The organism is Streptomyces sp. 1-11, assembly GCF_007176755.1.
Lineage (GTDB): Bacteria > Actinomycetota > Actinomycetes > Streptomycetales > Streptomycetaceae > Streptomyces.
The window spans coordinates 1-26,324 of the sequence record NZ_BJTV01000003.1 but is presented as its reverse complement, the minus strand read 5'-3'; the positions used below and the strand labels follow the sequence as shown (position 1 = coordinate 26,324).

Below are 26,324 nucleotides of genomic sequence, written 5' to 3'. Positions count from 1 at the left end.
CCTCGCGCTCCCGCAAAACTTACTTGACGACCGGCTAGTGGCGGGTCTACCTTCCCCCACTGTAGTGAACTAGCCGGGCGGCAAGTAAGGGGCCGTCAGGGGGAGTGGGAGAGATGGCGGACACACAAGCGGCCGCGACGGACCGGGGAACCCCCGGACAGCCGGACACATCGCAGGAGAAGCAGCCGAAGAGCGTGCGGGTGGTCCTGCTCGCGCTCATGATCGCGATGATGCTCGCGATGCTCGACAACATGATCGTGGGCACCGCGATGCCGACGATCGTCGGTGAGCTCGGCGGCCTGGAGCACCTGTCCTGGGTGGTGACCGGCTACACCCTGGCGACCGCGGCGGCGACCCCTGTCTGGGGCAAGCTCGGCGACATGTTCGGCCGCAAGGCCACCTTCCTCAGCTCGATCGTGATCTTCCTGATCGGCTCCGCGCTGAGCGGCATGGCCCAGGACATGGGTCAGCTCATCGGGTTCCGGGCCGTGCAGGGCCTCGGCGCCGGCGGTCTGATGGTCGGCGTCATGGCGATCATCGGCGACCTGATCCCGCCGCGGGAGCGCGGCAAGTACCAGGGCATGATGGCCGGCGTCATGGCGCTGGCGATGATCGGCGGCCCGCTGGTCGGCGGCACCATCACCGACAACTGGGGCTGGCGCTGGTCCTTCTACATCAACCTGCCGCTCGGCGCCGTCGCGCTCGCGCTGGTCAGCGCCGTGCTGCACCTGCCGAAGAAGCGGTCCAAGGCGGGCATCGACTACCTCGGCGTCGTGCTGCTGACCGTCGGCATCACCGCCATCGTGCTCGTCACCACCTGGGGCGGCACCGAGTACGCCTGGACCTCCGCGCGGATCATGGAGCTGATCGGCATCGGCGTCGCCGCGCTGGTCGGGTTCGTGTTCTGGCAGACCAGGGCCGCCGAGCCGGTCCTGCCGCTGCACATCTTCCGCAGCGGCAACTTCACCCTGATGTCGGTCATCGGCTTCGTCACCGGCTTCGTGATGTTCGGCGCCACCCTCTTCCTGCCGCTGTACCAGCAGGCGGTCCAGGGCGCCTCCGCCACCAACTCCGGTCTGCTGCTCCTGCCGATGCTCGGCGCGATGCTGGTGACCTCGATGGTGGCCGGCCGGATCACCACCAACAGCGGCCGCTACAAGGTGTTCCCGATCGTCGGCGGCGTGCTGATGGTCGTCGGGCTGTACCTGCTGTCGCTGATGGACACCGGCACCACGCGGCTCACCTCCGGCATCTACATGGCCGTGCTGGGCGCGGGCATGGGCTGCCTGATGCAGATCACCATGCTGGTGGCGCAGAACAGCGTGGAGATGAAGGACATGGGCGTGGCGTCCTCCTCCACCACGCTGTTCCGCACCCTCGGCTCCTCCTTCGGTGTGGCCGTCATGGGCGCGCTGTTCAACCACAAGGTCCAGGACGTCATGGCGGAGAAGGCCGGCGCGCTGGGCTCCAAGGTGACCGAGAGGTCGGCGCAGCTCGACGCGGCGAGCCTGGCGAAGCTGCCGGTGCAGGCGCGGGAGGCGTACCAGCACGCGGTGTCCGCCGGTACGCACTCGGCGTTCCTGCTCGGCGCGGTGATCGCGGTCCTCGTGCTGATCGCGGCGCTGTTCGTGAAGGAGGTGCCGCTCAAGGGCGGCCCCCAGAAGCCCGAGGTGACCGAGGCTCTCTGAGCCACTTCCGGTCCGAAGGCCCCCGGCGGGTGTCCGCCCCGGGGGCCTTCGCCGTGCCGGGCGGCGGGCACCGGCAACGGGTCCGGGGTGCAGGGCGGCGGTCGGGCAGCGGGCCCCTGAGTCCTGCCCACGAGCCCGCACGGTGCCGCACGCGGGTCCACGCCGCCCAGAGTCCGACCGCCCGTGTCGGCGGACCTAGCGGCCGCCGGACGCCGGCAGCATGGGGTGGCTGCCGGTGTTGGTGGGGGCGTGCTCCGGGAGCCAGAGGACGGCGACCGCGCCCTCCGCGGGGATGTGCTCGGGGGCGCCGGCCGGGCGCACGTTGCGGAAGGTCAGCCGGGCGCCCAGCACCCGGGCCTGGCCGGCCGCGATGGTCAGGCCCAGGCCGTGCCCCTGGCCCGCACGGTCCGCGCTGCCGGTGCGGAAGCGGCTCGGCCCCTCGGCGACCAGGGCCTCGGGGAAGCCGGGGCCGTGGTCGCGGACCCGGATGACCCGGCCCTCCACGGTCACCTCCACCGGCGGTCTGCCGTGCCGCGCGGCGTTGGCCAGCAGGTTGAACAGCACCCGCTCCAGTCGGCGCGGGTCGGTCGTGACCTCCGACTCGTGCACCACCCGCACGGTGATGTCCGGGTCCTTGGCCGCGACCCGCCGGGAGACGAACTCGCCCAGCATGATGTCCTGCAGCTCGGCCCGCTCGGAAGCGCTGTCCAGCCGGGCCACCTCCAGCACGTCCTCGACCAGGGTGCGCATCGCCTTCGCCCGGTCCAGGACCAGCTCCGTGGGGCGCCCCGGCGGCAGCAGCTCGGCGGCCGTCAGCAGGCCCGTCACCGGGGTGCGCAGCTCGTGCGCGATGTCGGCGGTCACCCGCCGCTCGGCCTCCAGCCGCTGCCGCAGCGCGTCCGCCATGGCGTCCACCGCGCGCGCGAGATCGTCCGTCTCGTCCCGCACGACCCCGCCGATGGCCTCCCGCACCCGTACGTCCGTCTCCCCCTTGGCGACCTGGCCCGCCGCGGCCGCCGCCTTGCGCAGCCGCCGCGAGAGCTGCCCGCCGATCAGCACGCCGAGCGCGCTGCCGCCGAGCACGACCGCGATGGAGCCGATGACCAGCGCCTGGTCGAGGTCCTTCATCACGTCCGTGGAGCGGTCGGGGAAGTTGCTGTGCAGGGACAGCACGTGGCCGTCCTTGACCGGCACGGCCGCCCAGATGTCCGGCCCGCCGCCGTGGTCGCCCACGTAGCTGGCCCGGCGGCCCTCCATCACCTTCTCGCGCAGCGGGGCCGGCAGGCCCGGGTCGTCGATCTTGATGCTCGGGAAGTTCGGCCGGCCGCCCAGCTCGTAGTTGCGCTGCGCGATCTGCACCCGCGCGTTGGCCAGGTCACGGGCGTTGTCCAGCATGGAGACCCGGGCGGCGTTGTGCACGACCAGGCTCAGCGCGATCGCCACCAGGCCGGCGACCAGCGCGATCGCCGCGCTCAGCTTCCATCTCAGCCCGGTCCGCAGTCCCGCCCGTTCCACGCGCCGCATCGGGCGCCGAATGATCCCCCGCATGTCGCGCTCCGCTCAGGCCCTCAACTTGTAGCCGAACCCACGGACCGTCTCGATCCGGTCCTGGCCGATCTTCTGGCGCAGCCGCTGCACATGGACGTCGACGACGCGGGTGTCCCCGCCCCAGCCGTAGTCCCAGACCCGCTCCAGCAGCTTGTCGCGGGAGAGCACGGTGCCGGGCGCGGCGGAGAACTCCAGCAGCAGCCGCATCTCGGTCGGGGTGAGCGCCACCGGCCGCCCGGCCCGGCGCACCTCCATGCCCTCGGTGTCGATCTCCAGCTCGCCGAAGGTCAGCGTCCCGCCGTTCGGGTCCGCCGCGGAGCCGGAGCCGGCCGCTGAGCCGCCCGCGTGCCCGAAGCGGCGCAGCACCGCGCGGATCCGGGCGACCAGCACGGCGCCGTCGAACGGCTTGGTCACGTAGTCGTCGGCGCCCGCCTCTAGACCGAGGACCACGTCAATGGAGTCGGCGCGCGCCGACAGCATGATCACCGGCACCGTCGACTCGTCCCGGATGCGGCGGCACAGGCTGACGCCGTCCAGGCCCGGGACCATGACGTCGAGCAGCGCGATGTCGGGCCGGTTCGCCCGGAACGACTCCAGCCCGGACAGCCCGTCGGGCATGGCGGTGACCGCGAAGCCGTCCCGCTCCAGGGCGAGCTGGGTGGCCTCACGGATGACGTCGTCGTCCTCGACGAACAGGACGTGGGTCTGGTCTGCCATCCGGGTGCTCTCAGTCCTCGGGTGCTCGTGGCCGGTGGTGCTCGGGCCGGTCAGTTGTCCGGCTGGGGTGTGGCACCCCCGCCGACGGATTTGCTGTAGTCGTTGTGGACGGGCTTGCCCTGGGCGAAGCGCCCCGCCCGCCACTCGTAGGGGATGACGTCCTCGCCGGACGGGCGCGAGATCGGGTCGCCCCTGCGGTACACCTGCTTGGTCACGGTCAGGACGCCCTGCACGATCTCCGCGTAGACCGGGGACTCCTCGGACCTGAACACATTCTTGTACGCGCCGTTCTCGTCCCGGTAGACGTACGAGCCGACGCCCACCGCGTCCGCACAGGTCAGCACGTTGACCACGACGTCGCTCGCGGCGCCGCCGGTCAGGTCTCCGTAGGACACGTCGACCGGGTAGTCGTCGCCGTTGCACGGCTTGAGGTCGCGCTTGACCGAGGCCGACACCTCGGGGTCGTGCCGCAGCAGCGCCACCGCGTCCACCTGCCGGTAGGAGCCGGACGGGCTGGGCGGCGGCGAGGCGACGGCGCCCGCCACCGCGGAGGCGTGCGCCGGGCCCTCGTCCCGCGCGCCCGTCCCCCCGGTACCGCAGGCGGCGGCGAAAAGGGCGAGGGCGGTGACCGAGGCCGCTGCCGCGATCACCGCCAATGAACTGCCTCGGGCCCGCTCGGGCCCGGCCCCCATCAGGCCGCGCAACGCTCCCGCTCCTCACGCTCCAGCGCGCGTGCGTCCAGATCGCGCGCCTCCAGCTCCTCACGGAGCCGGGCGAGCGCCCGGTGCAGCGTGCTCTTGACCGTTCCGGCCGACATGCCGAGTGCGGCGGCCGTCTCCTCGGTGGACATCTGCTCCCAGTGTCGCAGCACCACGACACTGCGCTGCTTCGGTGCGAGCACCTTCATGACGTCCATCAGCAGGGCCCGGTCGGCGTGCTGCTCGGTGGCGTCCTCCACCGCGGACTCCGGGAGCTGCTCGGTGGGGACCTCCTCCAGCTTGCGCGCCCGCCACCACTCGGTACGGGTGTTGATCATCACCCGGCGCAGATAGGCGTCCGCGAGCCGCTTGTCGGCGATCCCGTCCCAGCGGCCGTACGTCCGCACCAGGGCGGTCTGCAGCAGGTCCTGGGCGTCGACCGGGTCCGGGACCAGCCGGCGGGCGCTGCGCAGCAGCGCCTCCTGCCGGGTGCGGACGTACTCCTCGAACCCGAGCACCTCACCCTGCGCCATGATCGACCGCCTCCGTTCCCCGTGTACTCAGGCCCGTGCCTGAAGTCCCGCCGTCCTGCTCGCCCGTTGGTCCGTCGGGCATGAGAAGAAAGCTACGGAGCGGTTGTCACGAGGCTGTGCGCAGCAGCCTGCGGCCGGCAATCGGCTGTCCGTCGGTTGTGTAACGGAAGTAGGTACGGGGTAAGGAGTGCGGCGCTTATGTCCGATTATCCGGCTGTTTGTCGGGTTGTCGGAGTCGTAACGGATCCCGGCCGGACGTGACTTGGCCGTGCGTCAGGTCAGCGGCAGCCGGTACAGGCCGCCCGGCAGCGGCTCCACCAGGCCGTCCGTCACCAGTCCGTCGAGCGCGCGGGCGCGCTGCACCGGCTCGTGCCAGACCCGGTCCAGCGCCGCCTGCGGCACCGGCGCGTGCGCCTCCCTCAGCACCGCGAGCAGCTTGCCGCGCACCTGGCGGTCCGTGCCCGCGTACGTCTGGCCCCGGCGCGGCGGACCCTCGTGCTCCGGCTTGCCCGCGAGCCGCCACGCGCACTGCGCGGCGATCGGGCAGCGCGCGCACCCCTCGTTCTTCGCGGTGCACACCAGCGCGCCCAGCTCCATGGAGGCGGCGGCCCAGCGCGCGGCCGTCCCCTCGTCCTCCGGCAGCAGCTCCCGGGCCAGCCGCCGCTCGGCGGCCGTGGTGGCGTTCGGCGGGTACTGCACGCCCGTCACCGCCCGCGCGAAGACCCGGCGCACGTTCGTGTCCAGCACCGGATGGCGCTGCCCGTACGCGAAGGAGGCCACCGCGGCGGCCGTGTACTCGCCGATCCCGGGGAGTGCCAGCAACTGCGCGTGGTCCGTCGGTACGTCGCCGCCGTGCCGTTCCGTTATGGCCGCGGCCGCTCCGTGCAGACGCAGGGCGCGGCGCGGGTAGCCAAGCCGGCCCCAGGCGCGCACCGCCTCGCCGGGAGCCTCCTTGGCGAGGTCGGCGGGGCGCGGCCAGCGTTCGAGCCACTGCTCGTACACCGGGAGCACCCGGCTCACCGGAGTCTGCTGCAGCATGAACTCGCTGACCATCACGCCCCAGGGGCCCGCATCCGGGCGGCGCCAGGGGAGGTCGCGGGCGTGGGAGTCGAACCAGGCGATCACGGGGGCGTGCAGCTTCTCAGTCATGGCCTTCCGATCCTGCCACGGCTCGGCGGGGGTGTGGCCGACCACGGCGCGGTAGCGGAGCGTCGCGTCGCGTAGCGGTGCGTGAAGAAGCCTTTCCGCCGCGGCAGTTACCGGGATGATGATCCGGAAAAGTTGCCGACCGGGCGGCGGGTGAAGCGAGCGCGAGCGGCGATCTCTCGTACAGTTTGCGCCGTGGGATCTCTGCGCAATCCGGTCGGGCCGCTTCCCTCCTCCATCTACTGGCGACGGAGGGTCCTACTGCTGTCCGTTCTCGCCCTGTTGGCGCTGCTGATCGCCTGGATGGTGACGTGGGGCGGCGGGGGCGGCAGGAACGGCGCCGACGGGCCGAACGGCAAGAATCCCGCGTCCACCATCGCGCCGGGCCCGTCCTCGTCGGGACCGGCCTACAGCGAACACCCGGGCGGGCGCGACGAGTCGGGCGGCGGCGGGGACACCGGCGGGAGTGACTCGGGTTCCGGCTCCGGTTCCGACTCCGGCTCGGACGGCAAGGGCGGCTCCGGTGCGGGCGGGTCCGACGGGGGTTCCGGGGGCGGCCCGGGCGGCGGGTCGGCGGCCGGAGGCGGCGGGGTCGTCGCGGGCGACGCGCTGCCCGCGTCCACCACACTGCCCGACTGCACGGCCGGCGCGGTCACGCTGACCCTGCGCAGCGTGCACAACTCCTACTCGCCCGACGAGACACCGGAGTTCGAACTCGTGGTGAAGAACTCCTCGTCCGGTGACTGCAAGGTCGATCTCGGGCCGAAGAAGGCGGTGCTGACCATCACGCCGGCGGAGGGCGACGACGCGTACTGGTCGTCGGCCGACTGCCCGAAGGACGCGGCGAGCCTGCTCTTCCGGGTGGACGCGGGCCAGACCATCACGTACACGGTGAAGTGGGACCGCAAGCCGAGCGCGCCGGAGTGCGCCACACCGCCGGCGGGGTCGGCCAAGACGGGGACGTACCTGCTGGAGGCGAAGGCGCCGGGATTCGCGAAGGCGCGGGCCTCGTTCGTGCTGTCGGCCGACTAGCGCGGGGCGCTGCCGCTGGTGAGGCGCCCTGCGGCGTGGCCGGCCCGGGGTGCGGGAAACCCCAAGGCCACTCAAGGCCCTGGGGAGGCGCGCATGCCGTCCGCGATCACGCGGGGACGCATGCCCGCGACGGCTGCGGCGACGACGGCCGGTCCGGTCAGACGTAGCGCTCGAGGATCGACGACTCGGCCAGGCGGGACAGGCCTTCGCGCACGCTCCGGGCCCGGGCCTCACCGACGCCGTCCACCGTCTGCAGGTCGTCCACGCTCGCCGCGAGCAGCTTCTGCAGTCCGCCGAAGTGCTCCACCAGGCGGTCGATGATCGCGCCCGGCAGCCTCGGCACCTTGGCCAGCAGCCGGAAGCCGCGCGGGGACACCGCGGAGTCGAGGGTCTCGGGAGAGCCCGTGTAGCCCAGCGCCCGCGCCACCGTGCCCATTTCGAGGAGCTCGGCGTGGGTCAGGGCGTTCAGCTCGGCGAGCGCCTCGTCCACCGTGCGGGACCGCTTCGCGGTGGGCTCGGGGACGTAGTCCCGGACGACCAGTTCGCGGTCGGGCTCCACGCCGGCGATCAACTCTTCGAGCTGCAGCGCGAGAAGACGCCCGTCGGTGCCCAGTTCGACCACGTACTCGGCGATCTCGGTGGCGATGCGCCGGACCATCTCCAGGCGCTGGGCGACCGCCGAGACGTCCCGGACCGTCACCAGGTCCTCGATCTCCAGCGCCGAAAGCGTGCCCGCGACCTCGTCCAGGCGGAGCTTGTACCGCTCCAGGGTGGCCAGGGCCTGGTTGGCGCGGGAGAGGATCGCCGCGGAGTCCTCCAGAACGCGGCGCTGGCCGTCCACGTAGAGCGCGATCAGCCGCATGGACTGGGAGACGGAGACCACCGGGAAGCCGACCTGCTTGGAGACCCGGTCCGCCGTGCGGTGCCGGGTGCCCGTCTCCTCCGTCGGGATGGTCGGGTCCGGCACGAGCTGCACGCCGGCCCGCAGGATCTTGGACAGGTCGGAGGAGAGCACGATGCCGCCGTCCAGCTTGCAGAGCTCCCGCAGCCGCGTCGCGGCGAACTCCACGTCCAGGACGAAACCGCCGGTGCACATCGCCTCGACGGTCTTGTCGGAGCCGAGGACGATCAGCCCGCCGGTGTTGCCGCGCAGGACCCGCTCCAGGCCGTCGCGCAGGGGCGTGCCGGGAGCCACGGCGCTCAGCGAGGCGCGCATCAGGCGATCGGAACCGGCACTCCCACCGGACTTTCCGGGAGCTGCTGCCCGGTCGTTGGCTGCCACTGCACTCCTCCGGTCGCAGGTTCTTTGGCGCCGCCGTCGTGCGCACTCGGTTCGTACGGACGGGCGAGACCTGGGCAAAGTCTACCGGCGGTCCTCCGCCTCCCGTGGGGCCTCTCGGCGACGGGAGCGCGGCAGCACCCGCAGCGCGTCCCCCATGTCGGCCACCTCCAGGACCTTCATCCCGGCCGGGACCTTGCCCGGATCGCCCGGTACGAGGGCGTGCGTGAAGCCCAGCCGGTGCGCCTCGGCGAGCCTGCGCTGCACGCCGGTGACCCGTCTCACCTCGCCCGCGAGCCCGACCTCGCCGATGGCGACGAGGTTCTTCGGCAGGGGGGTGTCGCTGGCGGCCGAGGCGAGGGCGAGGGCGATCGCCAGGTCGGCGGCGGGCTCGGACAGCTTCACCCCGCCCACCGTCGCGGAGTAGATGTCCCGCTTGCCGAGCGCGCTGATCCGCCCGCGCTGCTCCAGCACCGCCAGCATCATCGACACCCGGGAGGTCTCCAGGCCCGACGTGGTCCGGCGCGGGGAGGGGATCTGGGAGTCCACGGTCAGCGCCTGCACCTCCGCCACCAGCGGGCGCCGGCCCTCCAGGGTGACCGTCAGGCAGGTGCCCGGGACCGGTTCGGCCCGGCGGGTCAGGAAGAGCCCGCTCGGGTCGGCGAGGCCGGTGATGCCCTCGTCGTGCAGTTCGAAGCAGCCGACCTCGTCGGTGGCGCCGTAGCGGTTCTTCACGCCCCGCACCAGGCGCAGACGGGCGTGCCGGTCGCCCTCGAAGTGCAGGACGACGTCCACCAGGTGCTCCAGCAGCCGGGGGCCCGCGATCGCGCCGTCCTTGGTGACGTGGCCCACCAGCAGCGTGGACATGCCGCGCTCCTTGGAGGCGCGGATCAGCGCGCCGGCCACCTCCCGCACCTGGGCCATGCCGCCGGGCGCGCCGTCGATCTCCGGCGAGGCGACCGTCTGCACCGAGTCCAGGATCAGCAGGGACGGCTTCACCGCGTCCAAGTGGCCGAGGACGGCCGCCAGATCGGTCTCGGCGGCCAGATACAGGTGGTCGTCGAGGGCGCCGATGCGGTCGGCGCGCAGCCGCACCTGGCTCGCCGACTCCTCGCCCGTCACATAGAGGGTGCGGTGTTCGTCACTGGCCGACTTGGCCGCGACGTCCAGCAGCAGCGTGGACTTGCCGACGCCGGGCTCGCCCGCGAGCAGGACGACCGCGCCGGGCACCAGGCCGCCGCCGAGCACCCGGTCCAGCTCCGGCACACCGGTGGTGCGGGCGGTGGCCTGACGGCCGTCGACCTGGCCGATGGGCACCGCCGAGCTGGTGACGCGGCCCGGCGCCGTCGTGCGGACCGCGGGCGCGCCGTACTCCTCGACCGTGCCCCAGGCCTGGCACTCCGGGCAGCGGCCGAGCCATTTGGCGGTCTGCCAGCCGCACTCGGTGCAGCGGTAGGACGGGCGGTCCTTGGTGGACTTGGTACGGGCAGCCATGCGGAAACCGTAGCCCGCCCCACTGACAACGCCCCCGAGGGCCGCCCGGCACCGGTCACGGCCCATCGGGCGGAGGCCGCGGAACGAAAGGTTCCTGTCCCCTTATGAGGGATCGTTTCACCCGTACGAATTAAAAGAGCTCAAGGTGCCGGAAGGAGCACTGCGCCGCCGCCTACGGTCGCACGGGTGATGAGCAGCAGTCCGGAGACGACGACCCGCACCACCGGCGCACATCGGACACACCGGGAGGCGCGCGACCGAGCCGCCGCGCGCACCCTCGCGCAGCGACCGCCGGCGCGCTACGAGCCGTACCTGGACGGTCTGTTCACCTACTGCCTGTCGGTGCTGTGCGACCACGACGCGGCCACCGCGGCCCTCGGGGACGTCCTCGCGGTCGCCGAGCGGCGCGGCCAGCGGGTCCCGGACGCCGCCGACCAGCGGGCCTGGCTGTACGCCCTGGCCCGCTGGGCGTGTCTGCGCGGGCTCGCCGAGGCCCGGCGGAAACGCCAGGCCGGCCACGCGTCGGGCCGGCCGGCCGCCGCGAAACGGCCGGCCGATCCGCCCGCGGCCCCGGAGGTCGTGGAGCAACGGCGCGGTGAACTCGCCCTGCTCGCCTGGCCGGAGGCGGCCGGCACCTCCCCGGAGCAGCGCGAGGCGCTGGAGCTCGCCGTCCGCCACCACCTCGCCGCGCCCGAGGTCGCCGCCGTCCTCGGCATGACGCCCGCCGCCGCGCGCGAGCTGCTGGCCTCCGCGGCCTGCGAGGTCGAGCGGACCCGGGCGGCGCTCGCGGTGGTGGAGACCGGCGGCTGCCCGAGCGTGGCCCACCTCACCGGAGACAGCCGGCTGGTCCTCAGCGCCACCCTGCGCCGAGAGCTGGTCCGGCACGTCGACGACTGCCCGCGCTGCCGCCGCACCGCCGAGCGGGCCGTCCCCGGCCGCTGGCCCGGCGCCACGGTCACCCCCGCCGAGCTGCCGGTCCTGCAGGCGCCCCGCGCGGCCCTGCACGTCGCCCTCGCGCACCACCCGCGCGCGCGTGGCGCGGCCGCGCCACGCTTCGACCGGCGCGGCTTCCCGATGGACCCCAAGGACCGCGCAGCCCGTCGCGACCGGCTCCGCGCGCGTGCCGTCACCACGACCGTCGTGGCCACCGTGGTCGCCGCCCCCGTGCTAGCGCTGTGGGCCGCGTACCGGGGCGCGCCGGTGGGCGGCGAGGACGGCCGTCCGGGCCCCGCGCGTGAGGCGCAGGGCCCCGACGCGTTCGGCGGCGACACCGGCGGCGGCTACGAGAACGCGGGCAACGCCCGGGTGAAGCCGTCCGGCGCCCCGCGCGGGAAGGGCACGACGGACGTCTCCGTGGAGGTCGTCAGCGTCGGCGGGAGCGGCAGGAAGGGCGCCGGGCAGCTCGCGGTCGGCGCGCGCACCGACGGCGAGACCACGCTGATCACACTCACCGTGTCCGGCTCGGAACCGGTCCACTGGTCCGCGTCGACCTCGGCGTCCTGGCTCTACTTCAGCCGGTCGTCCGGAACGCTGCGGCCCGGCGAGACGTTCACGATCAAGGTGCACGTCGACCGGCTGCGCGAGCCGTCCGGCCACTGGCACGCGCGGGTGGCGGTCTCACCGGCCGGCGCCGCGGTCACGATCGACGGCTACGGCACCGCCCCCGGCGGCCCCCCGGCCCCGCCCTCGACGCACGCCCCCGACCCGAGCCCCACGCCCCCGGCCCACACCGACCCGCCGTCCAGTCCGCCCCCCTCGCCCTCGGACCCGCCGGCCACCCCGTCCGATCCGGCACCGTCCGACCCGCCGAGCTCGTCCCTGCCGCCCACCGACGACGACGGCGGCCCGAGCCCGTCAGACAGGCCCTAAGGGCCGTCCGGCAGTGCCTGAGGAATCTCCGGGTCCGCGGGGTGCGGCGCGACCAGCGGGAGCTGCGAGGCCAGGCGCTGCTCGCACAGCTCGGCCAGGCGGTCGTAGCCGGCCTTGCCCATCAGCTCGGTCAGCTCCGCCCGGTAGGAGACGTACACCGGCTCGCCCGCGCCGTGCGCCGAGGTGGCCGAGGTGCACCACCAGTGCAGGTCATGGCCGCCCGGGCCCCAGCCCCGGCGGTCGTACTCGCCGATCGACACCTGCAGTACGCGGGTGTCGTCCGGCCGGTCGATCCAGTCGTACGTGCGCCGGATGGGGAGCTGCCAGCAGACGTCCGGCTTGGTCTCCAGCGGCTCCCGGCCCTCCTTCAGGGCGAGGATGTGCAGCGAGCAGCCCGCGCCGCCCGCGAAGCCCGGACGGTTCTGGAAGACGCAGGATCCCTGGAAGGGCCGGGTCTGCCGGGACCCCTCCTCGTCCTCGGAGATCCAGCCGTTGCGGGTGCCCTCGTCGTGGTGCTGCCAGATCTCGGGCGTGAGCCGCGCCACGTGCTCGGCGACGCGCTTCTCGTCGTCCTCGTCGGAAAAGTGCGCGCCCAGCGAGCAGCACCCGTCGTCGGCGCGGCCCGCCTGGATGCCCTGGCAGCCGCTGCCGAAGATGCAGTTCCAGCGAGAGGTCAGCCATGTCAGATCGCAGCGGAACACCTGCTCGTCGTCCGCCGGATCAGGGAACTCCACCCACGCGCGCGCGAAGTCGAGCCCCTTCTCGTCACTCACCTTCGGGGCTTTTCTGGGCGTCTTGCCGGACTTGGACGACTTGTCGTCCTTCGCCTTTTTCGTCTTTGGCACGCGTCCAGGGTAAGTGGCCCGGGCCCGCAACGGGGACCGAGGACGCAGGTTCTGGCAGTAGCGTTCCGTACATGAGACTCGGTGTCCTGGACGTGGGTTCCAACACGGTGCATCTGCTGGTGGTGGACGCCCACCCCGGCGCACGGCCGCTGCCCGCGCACTCCCACAAGGCCGACCTGCGGCTCGCCCAACTGCTCGACGGCAGCGGCGCCATCGGCGACGACGGCATCCACCGGCTGGTCGACGTGGTCCGGGACGCGCTCCAGGCCGCCGAGGACAAGGGCGTCGAGGACCTGCTGCCGTTCGCCACCTCCGCCGTCCGGGAGGCCACCAACGCCGACGACGTCCTCGCGCGCGTGGAGAACGAGACCGGCGTGCGGCTCCAGGTGCTCACCGGCCCGGAGGAGGCCCGGCTCACCTTCCTCGCCGTCCGCCGCTGGTTCGGCTGGTCCGCCGGCAAGCTGCTGGTCCTGGACATCGGCGGCGGCTCCCTGGAGATCGCCTACGGCATGGACGAGGAGCCGTACGCCGCCGTCTCCCTGCCGCTCGGCGCCGGCCGCCTCACCGCGGGCTGGCTGCCCGGCGACCCGCCGGCACCCGACGACGTGCGCGCCCTGCGCCGCCACGTCCGCACGGAGATCGCCCGCACCGTCGGCGAGTTCAGCCGCTTCGGCGCCCCCGACCACGTGGTCGCCACCTCCAAGACCTTCAAGCAGCTGGCCCGCATCGCCGGTGCCGCCCGCAGCGCGGAGGGCCTCTACGTCCAGCGCGAGCTCAAGCGCGAGTCCCTGGAGGCCTGGGTGCCGCGGCTGGCCGGGATGACCGCCGAGCAGTGCGCGGAACTCCCCGGCGTCTCGGAGGGCAGGGCCGGCCAGCTCCTCGCCGGCGCCCTGGTGGCCGAGGGCGCGATGGACCTGTTCCGCGTGGAGAGCCTGGAGATCTGTCCCTGGGCGCTGCGTGAGGGCGTCATCCTCCGCCGCCTCGACCACATGGGCTCCGACTGAGTGCCCGGGGGTGCGGAACCGTATCCGCACATGCCGCCGCCGCGCGCGCGAGCGGCCCGGCATGCCGCGCGACCACGCGGATGGCAAAGCTCACAATGGCGAACCGGCACCCCGCACCCGGGTCGCCCGACCCCGTAAGGTGACGGACGTGGCTGAACCAAGGGACGTAAAGGTCGCCCTGTCGACGGCCTCGGTGTACCCGGAGTCGACGGCGACCGCCTTCGAGATCGCCGCGCGCGTGGGCTACGACGGCGTCGAGGTCATGGTGTGGACCGACCCGGTGAGCCAGGACATCCAGGCCCTGCGCCGGCTGTCCGACTACCACGGCATCCCGATCCTCGCCGTGCACGCCCCCTGCCTGCTGATCACCCAGCGCGTCTGGTCCACCGACCCGTGGGTCAAGCTCCAGCGGGCCCGCGCGGCCGCCGAGAAGCTGGGCGCCGACACGGTCGTCGTCCACCCGCCGTTCCGCTGGCAGCGGCAGTACGCCCGCGACTTCGTCACCGGCGTGTGGCGGATGGCGAACGAGACGGACGTGCGGTTCGCCGTGGAGAACATGTACCCGTGGCGCTACCGCGACCGCGAGATGCTGGCCTACGCCCCCGACTGGGACGTCACCAAGGACGACTACCGGCACTTCACGATCGACCTCAGCCACACCTCGACGGCCCGCACCGACGCGCTCGCCATGATCGACCGCATGGGCGACCGGCTCGGCCACGTCCACCTCGCCGACGGCCGCGGCTCCGCCAAGGACGAGCACCTGGTGCCCGGCCGCGGCAACCAGCCCTGCGCCGAACTGCTGGAGCGGCTCACGCACACCGGCTTCGACGGCCACGTGGTGATCGAGGTCAACACCCGGCGCGCGATGTCCGGCGCCGAGCGTGAGGCCGACCTCGCCGAGGCCCTGGCCTTCACCCGGCAGCACCTCGCCGCCGCCGTGCGGGTGCCCCGGCGATGACCGGCGCCACCTCGCGCCGCAGGGGCCGGCCCCCGCGCACCGAGTCCGCCGGCACCCGCGACCGCATCCTGGCCGCCGCCCGCGAGGAGTTCTCCGAGCGCGGCTACGAGAAGACGTCCGTACGCGGCATCGCCAAGGCCGCCGGGGTCGACTCGGCGCTCGTCCACCACTACTTCGGCACCAAGGAACAGATCTTCGAGGCGTCCGTCGCGGTCGCCTTCGCGCCCGCGCTCGAGGTGCCCGACGCGATCGCCGACGTCCCGCCGGCCGAGGTCGGCGAACGGCTGACCCGCTTCCTCCTCGGCGTCTGGGAGAACCCCACGACCCGGACGCCCCTGCTCGCGATCCTCCGGTCCGCCGTGAACAACGAGACCGCGGCGGCCGTCTTCCGCCGTCTGGTCGCCTCCCAGCTGCTGCGCCGCGTGGCCGCCCAGGTGGACCTGCCGGACGCGGAACTGCGCGCCGAACTGGCCGCCGCGCAGCTCGTCGGCGCGGCGATGATGCGGTATGTGATCAAGCTGGAGCCGCTGGCCTCGGCGGACCTGGAACAGATCGTCGCGCGGGTCGCCCCCGTGGTGCAGCGCCATCTGACCGAGCCCTGACAGCCGCGCCGGCCCGTCCCGGCCACGGCCCCGTGAAACACGCGTCCCGGAATCCGGACAGGCTTGTCCATCCCTTGGAGCGGCGGCGTACGCTCGGAGGAGTCAGTACTCACTGGCAGAAGGTCTTCGAAGGAGCGAGCGAAGATGCCCGAGCTGAGGTCCCGCACAGTCACCCACGGCCGCAACATGGCGGGCGCCCGCGCCCTTATGCGCGCCTCCGGTGTACCCGGTGCGGACATCGGCCGGAAGCCGGTCATCGCCGTCGCCAACTCCTTCACCGAGTTCGTGCCGGGCCACACCCACCTGCAGCCGGTCGGCCGGATCGTCAGCGAGGCGATCAAGGAGGCGGGCGGCATCCCGCGCGAGTTCAACACCATCGCGGTGGACGACGGCATCGCCATGGGCCACGGCGGCATGCTCTACTCCCTGCCCTCCCGCGACCTGATCGCGGACTCGGTGGAGTACATGGTCGAGGCCCACTGCGCCGACGCCCTCGTCTGCATCTCCAACTGCGACAAGATCACCCCGGGCATGCTGATGGCGGCCCTGCGCCTGAACATCCCGACGGTCTTCGTCTCCGGCGGCCCCATGGAGTCCGGCCGCGCCACGCTGGTCGACGGCACGGTGCGCACCCTGGACCTCGTCGACGCGATCTCCGACGCCGTCAACGACAAGATCTCCGACGAGGACATCCTCCGCATCGAGGAGAACGCCTGCCCGACCTGCGGAAGCTGTTCGGGCATGTTCACCGCCAACTCGATGAACTGCCTGACCGAGGCGATCGGCCTCTCCCTGCCCGGCAACGGCTCGGTCCTCGCCACCCACACCGCCCGCCGCGCCCTGTACGAGAACGCGGCCCGCACGGTCATGGACCTCACCCGCCGCTACTACGAGCAGGACGACGACTCGGTCCTGCCGCTGAACGTCGCCACCTTCCAGGCCTTCGAGAACGCCATGGCCCTGGACATCGCGATGGGCGGCTCCACCAACACGATCCTGCACCTGCTGGCCGCCGCCCAGGAGGCGGGCGTCCCGTTCGGCCTGGAGCAGATCGACGCCGTCTCCCGCCGCGTCCCCTGCCTCGCCAAGGTCGCGCCCAACGTCGCGAAGAACCGCACGTACTACATGGAGGACGTGCACCGCGCCGGCGGCATCCCCGCCCTGCTCGGCGAACTGCACCGCGCCGGCCTGCTCAACGAGGACGTCCACGCCGTCCACAGCCCCTCCCTGTCCGACTGGCTGAAGACCTGGGACGTCCGCGGCGGCTCCCCGTCGCCCGAGGCCGTCGAGCTGTGGCACGCGGCCCCCGGCTGCGTCCGCTCCGCCGAGGCCTTCTCCCAGTCCGAGCGCTGGGAGGCGCTGGACGACGACGCCGAGAACGGCTGCATCCGCTCCGCCGAGCACGCCTACTCCAAGGACGGCGGCCTCGCGGTCCTCAGGGGCAACCTGGCGGTCGACGGCTGCGTGGTGAAGACCGCGGGCGTCGACGAGTCGATCTGGACCTTCGAGGGCCCGGCGGTGGTCTGCGAGTCGCAGGAGGAGGCCGTCCAGCGCATCCTCACCCAGGAGGTCAAGGACGGCGACGTCGTCGTCATCCGCTACGAGGGCCCCAAGGGCGGCCCCGGCATGCAGGAGATGCTCTACCCGACCTCGTACCTGAAGGGCCGCGGCCTGGGCAAGACCTGCGCCCTGATCACCGACGGCCGCTTCTCCGGCGGCACCTCCGGCCTCTCCATCGGCCACGCCTCCCCCGAGGCGGCCTCCGGCGGCACCATCGCCCTGGTCCGGGACGGCGACCGCATCCGCATCGACATCCCGAACCGCACCATCGAGCTGCTGGTCGACGAGGCGGAGCTGGCCCGGCGCGACGAGGAACTGGGCGGGAACTACGCCCCGGGCAACCGGGACCGCAAGGTCTCCGCCGCCCTGCGCGCCTACGCCGCCATGGCGACCAGCGCCGACAAGGGCGCGGTGCGCGACGTCAGCAAGCTCGGCTGAGCCGGAGCACCGCGCGGGGCCGCCCTCCACCGGGGGCGGCCCCGCGCGCCGTCTCACCAGGCCGAAGGGTCCTTCGCGGGCACGGCGAACACGGTGCCGTCCGGAGCGGCGGCGTACACGCGGGGGCCGGCGAGGAGGGGGGCCGGCAGCACGGCCGTGACCGTGCCCGCGTTCCGGCCGAGCCGGGGCGGCGTCTGCCCCAGCAGGCTCCCGTCGCGCGCGTCCACGGCGATGAGCCGTCCGTCGGGCGCGGTGAAGAAGACCCGGCCGGCCGAGGAGACCGGCGCCGAACCACGGCTCACGGACGTCTCCAGGTGCCACAGCCGGCGGCCCGTGCGCACGTCGACGGCGTCCAGCGAGCCACCGGCCGCCAGCACGTGGACCACCCCGTCGCGCACGTCCGCCTGGGCCGCCACCCGCCGGACGGGCAGCGCGACCCGGCGCACCGAACGCGAGGCGGGTGAGTAGCGCACGACCGCGGTCGCGTCCCCCGTGGCCGGATCGACGGCCAGCAGGAACAGCGCACCGTCCTCGCTGCCGACGACCTGCAGCCGGCCCTCGAGGCGGGCGTCCCACCGGACGGCGCCGGAGCCCGGGTCGAGGGCGGTGACCAGCGTGTACGCGCCGTCCGCCGAGGAGCCGGCCGCGTAGACCAGCGGATCGCCGCCGGGGAGCGTCAGCGAGGGGGTGTCCCGCCCGGCGACCCGGCGCTGCCACTTCCGGGCCCCGGAGACCGCGGACGATCCCGTGACCGTCCCGTCGGCGCCGGTGACCAGGAGCGTGCCGCCGGCGAACCGAGCCGCCCCGTGCGGGGGCAGGTCCCGCAGCCACCGCCGCTCACCGGAGGCCGGGTCGAGCGCCGCCACCCGGCGGCCGCCGTCCACCGGTACCAGGAGCAGGCCGTCCACGAGGACCGGCGCCCCGGCCGCGCGCTCCCCGGTGACCGGGCGCCGCCACAGCAGCGCACCGTCCGCGGGGTCGAGCGCGAACGCCACGCCGGACCGGACGCACAGCAACTTCCCGTCCCCGTACAGGCATTGCGGCATCCCGGAACCCTGGCCGACGGGCTTCGCCCGCCAGGAGGTGACGGCGGCGGCAGCGGCCGGCGCGTCCGCCGCCCGGTCCGCCGGGCCGCCGCCGGGCCACAGCAGCCCCGTGAGCGCACCGCCCAGCACGACGGCGAGCACCCCGGCGGCCAGGGCCACCCGCCTCCCGGACCGGCTCCCGGACCGGCGGCTTCAGGGCCGGGGACGGGACGCGGACTCCGACCCGGGCCCGGACTCGGGCCCGGACTCGGACTCGGACTCGGACTCGGACTTTGGCCCGGACTCCGACTCGGGCGCCGACTCGGACTCCGGCGCCGGCTCCGCCGCGGCCGGCCGGGGCGGCGGGGGACCGTCGCCGGTCCGCTGCGCGGGTATGAACGCCTGGGTGTCGTAGGAGGCGGCCATCGAGCGCAGTTCGCGCATCAGCTCGTCCGGGGTGGGCCGGTCCTCCGGCTCCTTCGCCAGACACCGCAGCAGCAGCGGAGCCAGACTCTCCGGCACCCCGGTCAGATCCGGCTCGTCGTGCACCACCTGGTACGCGACGACATAGGGGCTGTCGGAGTCGAACGGCCCCCGCCCGGTGGCCGCGTGCACCAGCACCGAGCCGAGGGCGAAGATGTCCGCCGCCGGCCCGACCTCCCGCGGCCGGCGGAACTGCTCGGGCGCCATGAACGGCGGCGTCCCGATCAACTTGCCCGTCTCGGTGCGCAGTTCACTGTCCTTCGGCCGGGAGATGCCGAAGTCGATGACCTTCGGGCCGTCCTCGGCGAGCAGGACGTTGCTCGGCTTGAGGTCCCGGTGCACGACGCCCACCCGGTGGATGTCCCGCAGGGCCTCCGCCAGCCCGGCCATCAGACGGCGCACCTGGGCGGGCGGCATGGGACCGCTCCGCTTCACGTGCTCCGAAAGGGTCGGGCCGGGGATGAACAGCGTCGCCATCCAAGGCCGTTCGGCGTTCGGGTCGGCGTCCACCACCGGAGCGGTGAAGGCCCCGCTCACCCTGCGGGCCGCCGCCACCTCCTGCCGGAAACGCCCCCGGAACTCGCGGTCCCTGGCGAACTCGGCGTGCACGACCTTCACCGCGAGCTTCAGTCCGGAGTCACTGCGGGCCAGATGGACCACGCCCATGCCACCGGAGCCCAGACACGACTCCAGGCGATACCGACCGGCGTACTCGGGAAGTTCCGCTTCCGTACCGGCTCCGGTGCTGCGCTGCGGCGCCATGGACCACCCCCGTGCTGTTCGTCCGTGCGCGCGACGCACGGAGCCTAGTCGATGACTCGTACGGGACAGAGGCGGCTTGCTAGCCTCCGGGGGCGAGTCGCGCACCCGGATCCCGGGCCGCGGCGCACGCGGCAATCAAGGGGAGGCCCCATCGCGGTCATGGGGCTCGACGGGGGAGGTCTGTCATGTCTGCCGACCACACGGTCACGGCCACCGGCGACGGCGAGGACGCGTCACTGACGGCGGAGGCGACCGTACGCACGTACCCGGTCGCCCCGGGCGTCCGGCTGAACGTCCGCAGCGGCCCCGGCACCGGCTACGGCATCGTCCGGGTCCTGTCCGAGGGCGCCAGCGTCCCGATCTTCTGCCAGACGCCCGGCACGACCGTGACCGGCCCGTACGGCACCTCGAAGATCTGGGACAACATCAACAACGGCGAGTTCGTCTCGGACGCCTACGTGCACACCGGCAGCGACGGCTACGTCGCCTCCCGCTGCTCCTGACCCGGCCCGGAGCCCGCCGCCGCCCGGAGCCATAATCGTCCCGTGAGCGACGAAACCGGCACCCCGGAGGACCAGGCGGGCTCCGCGCGCGGCGAGGCCGCGCCCGGCGGCCCCCGTCCCGAGCCCCTCCGCTTCTTCGGCACCTCCTGGGTGCACCACGACCAGGGGTACGCGGCCCGCCGGGCCGGCGTGGCGGCCGGCTCCCTCGCCGCGGCCGTCGTCTCCTGCCTGGTGCTGCGCTTCGCCTACGACGGCCTGCGGATCGCCGGCACCGAGTCCTTCGTGACCGTGCTGATCATCGTCATGTTCGCGGTCTGCAGCGCGCTGGCCTTCCGCAACACCTGGGAGGGCTTCGGCAGGCGCCACGACCCCCAGCGGCAGGCCTCGCTGCGCGGCCTGCTCGCCATCGGCTTCGTCGGCTCCCTGCTGGCCCACTTCTTCCGCGCCCTCACCGAGGCCCCGGGCGAGAAGCTGCACCGCGAGGAGTACGAGAAGGCCCGCGAGGAGTACGAGCGCCGGTCCTCCCGGCGCACCGGCAACCCGTCGAAGCGCAAGCGCCGCCCGTAGGACGGAGCCGTCCGCTGCGGCGCTGCGTGATCCGGGGACGGTCGCCGGCCGGCGAGTGACCGTCGCCGTGACCCGCTCCCGGCGGGCCACGCGGACGAACCCGCCGGTGTCCCCGCCCGCCCGCGTGGACAGCATGGCTCCATGACCACGTCCCGAGCCGCCGCCGAGCCGCCGCACGGCCTGCGCGCCCACTCCTTCAACGCGGCCGCCGCCCAGTACGCCGCCAACCGGCCCTCCTACCCGCCCGCCCTCCTCGACGCCGTGGAGGAACTGGCCGGCCGGCCCCTGTCCGGCGCCCGGGTGGTGGACGTCGGCGCCGGTACCGGCATCGCCTCCGCACTGCTGCGGGACCGCGGGGCCGAGGTCCTCGCGGTCGAGCCGGGGGAGGGCATGGCCGCCGAGTTCCGCCGCGCCCTGCCGGACGTCCCGCTCGTACGGGGCGACGGCAACGCCCTCCCCGTCGCCGACGCCCGCGCCGACCTCGTCACCTACGCCCAGGCCTGGCACTGGACCGACCCCGCCCGGTCGGTTCCGGAGGCGCTGCGGGTGCTGCGGCCGGGCGGGGCGCTGGCGCTGTGGTGGAACACCGACGCGGTGGACGTCGAGTGGATCGCCGAGTCGGCGGAGCGGACCGGCCGCTTCCTCGGCGTCGACGTCCCCGCCGAGAAGCGCGGGGCCGGCGACCGCGCGCAGGCCGACCCCACCGGGCGCCTCGACTTCACCCGTCGCGACGTCCGCTGGAGCCGGCGCGTCCCGCTGGACACCCACCTCGCCAACATCGGCAGCCACTCGGCGTTCCTGGTCGCCCCGGCGGAGCGCAGGGACGCCTTCCTCGAGGAGGAGCGCGGCCATCTGCTGAAGGTCTTCCCGGACGGTGTCGTCGAGGAGACGTACGACGTGCTCCTGCTCGTCGCGACCAGACCCTGACCCCCTCGCCCGACCCAGTGCAGCGGCGGCCCGGTCCTACCGGGCCGCCGCTCGCGTCTCCGGCGCACGGGAGCAGGCCCCTTGACGGCGCCGGACCGGCGGGACAATTATTCATCACATGATGAATTACGAGCCCGGCCCGCCCGGCCCCACGGCGCCGGACGCCGTCCACGCCGACGACCTCACCGTCGTCCGCGGCCCCCGCACCGTCCTGCACCACCTCGGCTTCACCGTCGCGCGCGGCCAGGTCACCGGCCTGCTCGGTCCCTCCGGATGCGGCAAGTCCACCCTCATCCGCTCCATCGTCGGCACCCAGGCCAAGGTCTCCGGCACCCTCAGCGTCCTCGGCCTGCCCGCCGGACACGCCACCCTGCGCAGCCGCATCGGCTACGTCACCCAGGCCCCCTCCGTCTACGACGACCTGACCGTCCGCCAGAACCTCGACTACTTCGCCGCGATCCTCGACCCCGGCCGCACCAGGTCCGACCGCCGCGACGACGTCACCCGCGTCCTCGCCGACGTCGACCTCACCAGCCACGCCGACGCCCTCGCCGGCAACCTCTCCGGCGGCCAGCGCAGCCGCGTCTCCCTCGCCGTCGCCCTCCTCGGCACCCCCGAACTCCTCGTCCTGGACGAACCGACGGTCGGCCTCGACCCCGTCCTGCGCCGCGACCTGTGGCACCTCTTCCACGGCCTCGCCGCCGACCGGGGCGTCACCCTCCTCGTCTCCTCCCACGTCATGGACGAGGCCGAGCGCTGCCACCGGCTGCTCCTGATGCGCGAGGGCCGGATCCTCGCCGAGGGCACCCCGGACGACCTGCGCACCCGTACCGGCACCGACACCGTCGAGGCCGCCTTCCTCCGCCTGGTGGACCGGGCGGCCACCGCGGACCGCACCGAGGAGCCGACCCGATGACCCCGACACCCCAGGCCGCCACCGCCCCGACCGGCGCGTTCAGCGCCGCCCGCACCACCGCCACCGCGGCTCGCGTCCTGCGCCAGCTCCGCCACGACCCGCGGACCATCGCGCTGATGCTCCTCGTCCCCTGCCTGATGCTGGTCCTGCTGCGCTACGTCTTCGACGCCAGCCCCCGCACCTTCGACGGCATCGGCGCCTCGCTGCTCGGCATCTTCCCGCTGATCACGATGTTCCTGGTGACCTCGATCGCCACCCTGCGCGAACGCACCTCGGGCACCCTCGAACGCCTCCTCGCCCTGCCCCTCGGCAAGGCCGACCTCATCACCGGCTACGGCCTCGCCTTCGGCGCCGTCGCCGTCGTCCAGTCCGCCCTCGCCACCGGACTCTCCGTCTGGCTCCTCGGCCTCGACGTCACCGGCTCGGCCTGGCTGCTCCTGCTGGTCGCACTGCTCGACGCCCTCCTCGGCACCGCCCTCGGCCTCTTCGTCTCGGCCTTCGCGGCCTCCGAGTTCCAGGCGGTCCAGTTCATGCCCGCGGTGATCTTCCCCCAGCTCCTGCTCTGCGGACTCTTCACCCCTCGCTCCGACATGCACCCCGTGCTCGAGGCCGTCTCCGACGTCCTGCCCATGTCGTACGCCGTCGACGGCATGAACGAGGTCCTCCACCACACCGACATGACCGCCGCCTTCGCACGCGACGCACTGATCGTGGCGGGCTGCGCCGTCCTGGTCCTGTGCCTCGGCGCGGCGACCCTGCGCCGGCGCACCGCCTAGGTCCCGTCCGACAGGCCCCGGCCCGGCCGGCGGGAGGCGCGCCGGCACGTCCCGCCTGCCGGACAGCGGCCCGCTTCCCACCGCGCCGGTGCCAAACTGAGCCGCATGAGCCAGAAAGTCGCAGTCCTCGGCACCGGCAAGATCGGCGAAGCCCTGCTCAGCGGAATGATCCGGGCCGGCTGGTCCCCCGCCGACCTCCTGGTCACCGCCCGCCGCCCCGAACGCGCCGAAGAACTCCGCGCCCGGCACGGAGTCACCCCGGTCACCAACACCGAGGCCGCCAAGACCGCCGACACGCTGATCCTCACGGTCAAGCCGCAGGACATGGGCGCCCTCCTGGACGAACTCGCCCCGCACCTCTCCGCCGACCGCCTGGTCATCAGCGGCGCCGCCGGCATCCCCACCTCGTTCTTCGAGGAGCGCCTCGCCGCCGGCACGCCGGTCGTCCGCGTCATGACGAACACCCCCGCCCTCGTCGACGAGGCCATGTCCGTCATCTCCGCCGGCAGCCACGCCGGGGAGGCCCACCTCGCGCACGCCGAGGAGATCTTCGGCGGCGTCGGCAAGACCCTGCGCGTCCCCGAGAGCCAGCAGGACGCCTGCACCGCGCTGTCCGGCTCCGGCCCCGCGTACTTCTTCTACCTGGTCGAGGCCATGACCGACGCCGGCATCCTGCTCGGCCTGCCCCGCGACAAGGCCCACGAACTGATCGTCCAGTCCGCCATAGGCGCCGCGGTGATGCTCCGCGACAGCGGCGAACACCCGGTCAAGCTGCGCGAGAACGTGACCTCCCCGGCCGGTACGACGATCAACGCCATCCGCGAGCTGGAGAACCACGGCGTGCGCGCCGCCCTCATCGCCGCCCTGGAGGCGGCCCGCGACCGGAGTCGCGAGCTGGCCACCGGCAAGAAGGACTGAACCGGGCGCGAGCCCCGGGGCGGCGGGTCACCGACTCGACCCGACACCCCGGAGCCCGTCCTCGCCCGGCAGCCCGTGCCCGCAACGGGCTAGGACACGGCAGGCATCAGCCCGATCGCCCGGTAGGCGGCGTCGACGGTCGGCCGGGCCATCGCCCGCGCCTTCTCCGCGCCCCGGCGCAGCACCGCCTCCACGTAGGCGGGGTCCGCGCACAGCTCCTGGTGCCTGGCCCGCACCGGGCGCAGCACCTCCACCACGGCCTCCGCTGTGTCCTTCTTCAAGGCGCCGTACGAGTCGTACCCGGCGGCCAGCGCCTCCGGGTCCCCGCCGGTGCAGGCGCCGAGGATCTCCAGCAGGTTCGCCACCCCCGGCCGTCCCTCCCGGTCGTACTCCACGTCCCTGCCGCTGTCCGTCACCGCCCGCATGACCTTCCTGCGCACCACGTCGGGCTCGTCGAGCAGATAGACGATCCCCGGCCCCGAGTCGTCGGACTTCCCCATCTTCGACGTCGGGTCCTGCAGGTTCATCACCCGTGCGGCCACCTCCGGAGGAGTGGCCTTCGGTACCACGAAGGTGTGCCCGTACCGCTGGTTGAACCGCACCGCCAGGTCACGCGTCAGCTCGACGTGCTGCGTCTGGTCCTCGCCGACCGGCACTTCGTCGGCCCCGTAGGCCAGGATGTCCGCGGCCATCAGCGCCGGATACGTCAGCAGCGACAGCCGCACGCTCCCGCCGCGCTCCCGCTCCCGCGGCGCCTTCTCCTTGTACTGGATCATGCGGCGCATCTCGCCGTCCGTGGCCACGCACTCCAGCAGGTACGACAGACGCGTGTGCTCGTCCACGTGGCTCTGCAGGAACACGGTGCACAGCTCGGGGTCGAGCCCCGAGGCGAGCAGCAGCGTCGCCGCCTGCCGACTCAGTCTGAGCACCCGCGCCGGGTCGTGGTCCACCGTGAGCGCGTGCAGGTCGACGACGCAGAACAGCGCGTCCGACCGGTGCTGGTCCACCTCGGCCCAGCGCCGCATGGCTCCCAGGTAGTTCCCCAGGGTCAGATGTCCGGTCGGCTTGATGCCGCTGAAGACCCGTGTCATCTCCGCTCCATCTCCTGATCGAGACCGCCGTCCCGGTCGGCCGGCCCCCGGAGTCCTGGAGGAGATACGAGAACGGCCGCCGAAGCGGCGGCCGTTGAGTGCATACGTGGGTCGGCCGCCGTCAGGCGGCCCACCAGAACTGGGTACACGTACGCGAGGTCATGCCGTCAGAGTACGCCCCGGGAGCGGGTTGACACGCCCGGACCCGGTGCGTAGTGTTCTCCGAGTTGTCCGACGTGAGCGCCGACTCCGGTCGGTCCCCGGACAGCCATTCCGCAGTACCACCCACTTCATCGACGTTCCGCGTCGACTGCTTTGGCGTGTGTATTCGCGAAATGAGGAATCCGCGTCCGAAAGGACGCAGCCCCCGATTAGCTCGGGAGCCGGGAATCCGCTAAAGTCCCACTCGTCGGAACGGCCCAACAGCCGCGAAGACAAACCCGCCGACCGGGAATCGGACGCCGAAAGGATCTGATAGAGTCGGAACCGCCGGAAAGGGAAACGCGGAAGCGGGAACCTGGAAAGCACCGAGGAAATCGGGTCGAGAAAAGATCTGATAGAGTCGGAAACGCAAGAACGAAGGGAAGCGCCCGGAGGAAAGCCCGAGAGGGTGAGTACAAAGGAAGCGACCGTTCCTTGAGAACTCAACAGCGTGCCAAAAATCAACGCCAGATATGTTGATACCCCGTCTCCGGTCATCACGATCGGGACGAGGTTCCTTTGAAAAACACAGCGAGGACGCTGTGTGCGAGGGGACTATTCCTCCTCTCGCACCGCTCTCGTGGTGTTCAACCGGCTGAATTAATTTTCTGGCCGAGTAAACATTCACGGAGAGTTTGATCCTGGCTCAGGACGAACGCTGGCGGCGTGCTTAACACATGCAAGTCGAACGATGAACCACTTCGGTGGGGATTAGTGGCGAACGGGTGAGTAACACGTGGG

General features: G+C 73.0%; 22 protein-coding genes, 1 rRNA gene and 1 pseudogene. 14 read left to right on the top strand and 10 right to left on the bottom strand.

The window, feature by feature from the left end; genetic code table 11:
• Nucleotides 1-113: 113 nt before the first annotated feature.
• Nucleotides 114-1,688, top strand: coding sequence for an MDR family MFS transporter (locus tag TNCT1_RS07080; RefSeq protein WP_268894158.1), 1,575 nt, complete (start codon nucleotides 114-116; stop codon nucleotides 1,686-1,688).
• A gap of 195 nt (nucleotides 1,689-1,883) precedes the next feature.
• Here the strand turns inward: TNCT1_RS07080 and cseC are convergent, their stop codons facing one another.
• The 5 genes from cseC to TNCT1_RS07055 all read right to left on the bottom strand — a co-directional run bounded on the left by cseC (nucleotide 1,884) and on the right by TNCT1_RS07055 (nucleotide 6,333).
• Complete coding sequence (gene cseC / locus TNCT1_RS07075; RefSeq protein ID WP_143629525.1) at nucleotides 1,884-3,236, bottom strand: two-component system sensor histidine kinase CseC; 1,353 nt, start codon at nucleotides 3,234-3,236, stop codon at nucleotides 1,884-1,886.
• A 12-nt stretch (nucleotides 3,237-3,248) separates the two neighbouring features.
• Entirely contained in the window at nucleotides 3,249-3,953 is a 705-nt protein-coding gene (gene cseB, locus TNCT1_RS07070) for a two-component system response regulator CseB (RefSeq protein WP_143629523.1), read from the bottom strand.
• A gap of 50 nt (nucleotides 3,954-4,003) precedes the next feature.
• Nucleotides 4,004-4,603, bottom strand: a complete 600-nt coding sequence (locus TNCT1_RS07065) for a hypothetical protein (protein WP_143629520.1) — start codon at nucleotides 4,601-4,603, stop codon at nucleotides 4,004-4,006.
• Between the two features lie 41 nt (nucleotides 4,604-4,644).
• Nucleotides 4,645-5,184 (bottom strand): SigE family RNA polymerase sigma factor, encoded by a 540-nt coding sequence (locus TNCT1_RS07060; protein WP_143629518.1) that lies wholly within the window; start codon nucleotides 5,182-5,184, stop codon nucleotides 4,645-4,647.
• Between the two features lie 273 nt (nucleotides 5,185-5,457).
• Nucleotides 5,458-6,333 carry an A/G-specific adenine glycosylase gene (locus TNCT1_RS07055; protein ID WP_143629516.1) on the bottom strand — a complete coding sequence of 292 codons (876 nt, stop codon included), beginning with the start codon at nucleotides 6,331-6,333 and terminating at the stop codon, nucleotides 5,458-5,460.
• Nucleotides 6,334-6,525: 192 nt separating this feature from the next.
• Here TNCT1_RS07055 and TNCT1_RS07050 point away from each other — a divergent pair, with 192 nt between their 5' ends.
• Nucleotides 6,526-7,362: a hypothetical protein gene (locus TNCT1_RS07050; protein ID WP_174266185.1), complete on the top strand. Its 837-nt coding sequence runs from the start codon at nucleotides 6,526-6,528 to the stop codon at nucleotides 7,360-7,362.
• A gap of 157 nt (nucleotides 7,363-7,519) precedes the next feature.
• On the opposite strand, the gene disA is transcribed toward TNCT1_RS07050, so the two are convergent.
• Nucleotides 7,520-8,644: a DNA integrity scanning diadenylate cyclase DisA gene (gene disA, locus TNCT1_RS07045; protein ID WP_143629513.1), complete on the bottom strand. Its 1,125-nt coding sequence runs from the start codon at nucleotides 8,642-8,644 to the stop codon at nucleotides 7,520-7,522.
• Nucleotides 8,645-8,725: 81 nt separating this feature from the next.
• Nucleotides 8,726-10,135, bottom strand: coding sequence for a DNA repair protein RadA (gene radA, locus TNCT1_RS07040; protein ID WP_143629511.1), 1,410 nt, complete (start codon nucleotides 10,133-10,135; stop codon nucleotides 8,726-8,728).
• A 186-nt stretch (nucleotides 10,136-10,321) separates the two neighbouring features.
• On the opposite strand from radA, the gene TNCT1_RS07035 reads away from it, so the two are divergent.
• Nucleotides 10,322-12,004 carry a sigma-70 family RNA polymerase sigma factor gene (locus TNCT1_RS07035; RefSeq protein ID WP_143629508.1) on the top strand — a complete coding sequence of 561 codons (1,683 nt, stop codon included), beginning with the start codon at nucleotides 10,322-10,324 and terminating at the stop codon, nucleotides 12,002-12,004.
• Here the strand turns inward: TNCT1_RS07035 and TNCT1_RS07030 are convergent.
• Entirely contained in the window at nucleotides 12,001-12,849 is an 849-nt protein-coding gene (locus TNCT1_RS07030; protein WP_143629506.1) for a hypothetical protein, read from the bottom strand. The two genes, TNCT1_RS07035 and TNCT1_RS07030, sit on opposite strands and share 4 nt — an antisense overlap.
• 71 nt (nucleotides 12,850-12,920) lie before the next feature.
• Here TNCT1_RS07030 and TNCT1_RS07025 point away from each other — a divergent pair, with 71 nt between their 5' ends.
• From TNCT1_RS07025 to ilvD, 4 genes are all read left to right on the top strand, one after another.
• A complete protein-coding gene (locus TNCT1_RS07025) occupies nucleotides 12,921-13,853 on the top strand; it encodes a Ppx/GppA phosphatase family protein (RefSeq protein ID WP_143629503.1) in 933 nt (310 codons plus the stop codon).
• A 148-nt stretch (nucleotides 13,854-14,001) separates the two neighbouring features.
• The gene (locus TNCT1_RS07020) at nucleotides 14,002-14,814 is read left to right on the top strand and encodes a sugar phosphate isomerase/epimerase (RefSeq protein ID WP_143629501.1); all 813 of its coding nucleotides are present in this window, start codon (nucleotides 14,002-14,004) and stop codon (nucleotides 14,812-14,814) included.
• The gene (locus TNCT1_RS07015) at nucleotides 14,811-15,416 is read left to right on the top strand and encodes a TetR family transcriptional regulator (RefSeq protein WP_143629499.1); all 606 of its coding nucleotides are present in this window, start codon (nucleotides 14,811-14,813) and stop codon (nucleotides 15,414-15,416) included. The genes TNCT1_RS07020 and TNCT1_RS07015 overlap by 4 nt, the downstream gene beginning before the upstream one ends.
• 144 nt (nucleotides 15,417-15,560) lie before the next feature.
• On the top strand, nucleotides 15,561-17,414 hold the full coding sequence (gene ilvD, locus TNCT1_RS07010; protein WP_143629496.1) for a dihydroxy-acid dehydratase: 1,854 nt from the start codon (nucleotides 15,561-15,563) through the stop codon (nucleotides 17,412-17,414).
• Nucleotides 17,415-17,467: 53 nt separating this feature from the next.
• On the opposite strand, the pseudogene TNCT1_RS07005 reads toward ilvD, so the two are convergent.
• Nucleotides 17,468-19,684, bottom strand: a pseudogene (locus tag TNCT1_RS07005) (PQQ-binding-like beta-propeller repeat protein).
• Between the two features lie 185 nt (nucleotides 19,685-19,869).
• Between TNCT1_RS07005 and TNCT1_RS07000 the strand changes: the two are divergent.
• The 6 genes from TNCT1_RS07000 to proC all read left to right on the top strand — a co-directional run bounded on the left by TNCT1_RS07000 (nucleotide 19,870) and on the right by proC (nucleotide 24,291).
• Entirely contained in the window at nucleotides 19,870-20,187 is a 318-nt protein-coding gene (locus TNCT1_RS07000; RefSeq protein ID WP_143629493.1) for an SH3 domain-containing protein, read from the top strand.
• 42 nt (nucleotides 20,188-20,229) lie between these two features.
• Nucleotides 20,230-20,754, top strand: coding sequence for an EamA/RhaT family transporter (locus TNCT1_RS06995; protein ID WP_143629490.1), 525 nt, complete (start codon nucleotides 20,230-20,232; stop codon nucleotides 20,752-20,754).
• Nucleotides 20,755-20,895: 141 nt separating this feature from the next.
• Nucleotides 20,896-21,681 (top strand): class I SAM-dependent methyltransferase, encoded by a 786-nt coding sequence (locus TNCT1_RS06990; RefSeq protein ID WP_143629488.1) that lies wholly within the window; start codon nucleotides 20,896-20,898, stop codon nucleotides 21,679-21,681.
• Between the two features lie 118 nt (nucleotides 21,682-21,799).
• Complete coding sequence (locus TNCT1_RS06985; protein ID WP_143629486.1) at nucleotides 21,800-22,597, top strand: ABC transporter ATP-binding protein; 798 nt, start codon at nucleotides 21,800-21,802, stop codon at nucleotides 22,595-22,597.
• Nucleotides 22,594-23,373: an ABC transporter permease gene (locus TNCT1_RS06980; RefSeq protein ID WP_143629483.1), complete on the top strand. Its 780-nt coding sequence runs from the start codon at nucleotides 22,594-22,596 to the stop codon at nucleotides 23,371-23,373. Before TNCT1_RS06985 ends, TNCT1_RS06980 begins: the two co-directional genes overlap by 4 nt.
• A gap of 105 nt (nucleotides 23,374-23,478) precedes the next feature.
• Nucleotides 23,479-24,291 carry a pyrroline-5-carboxylate reductase gene (gene proC / locus TNCT1_RS06975; protein WP_143629481.1) on the top strand — a complete coding sequence of 271 codons (813 nt, stop codon included), beginning with the start codon at nucleotides 23,479-23,481 and terminating at the stop codon, nucleotides 24,289-24,291.
• A gap of 89 nt (nucleotides 24,292-24,380) precedes the next feature.
• Here proC and trpS read toward each other — a convergent pair whose 3' ends face one another.
• Nucleotides 24,381-25,382, bottom strand: coding sequence for a tryptophan--tRNA ligase (gene trpS, locus TNCT1_RS06970; RefSeq protein WP_143629479.1), 1,002 nt, complete (start codon nucleotides 25,380-25,382; stop codon nucleotides 24,381-24,383).
• Nucleotides 25,383-26,206: 824 nt separating this feature from the next.
• Here trpS and TNCT1_RS06960 point away from each other — a divergent pair.
• Nucleotides 26,207-26,324, top strand: a 16S ribosomal RNA gene (locus tag TNCT1_RS06960); the annotation flags it as partial.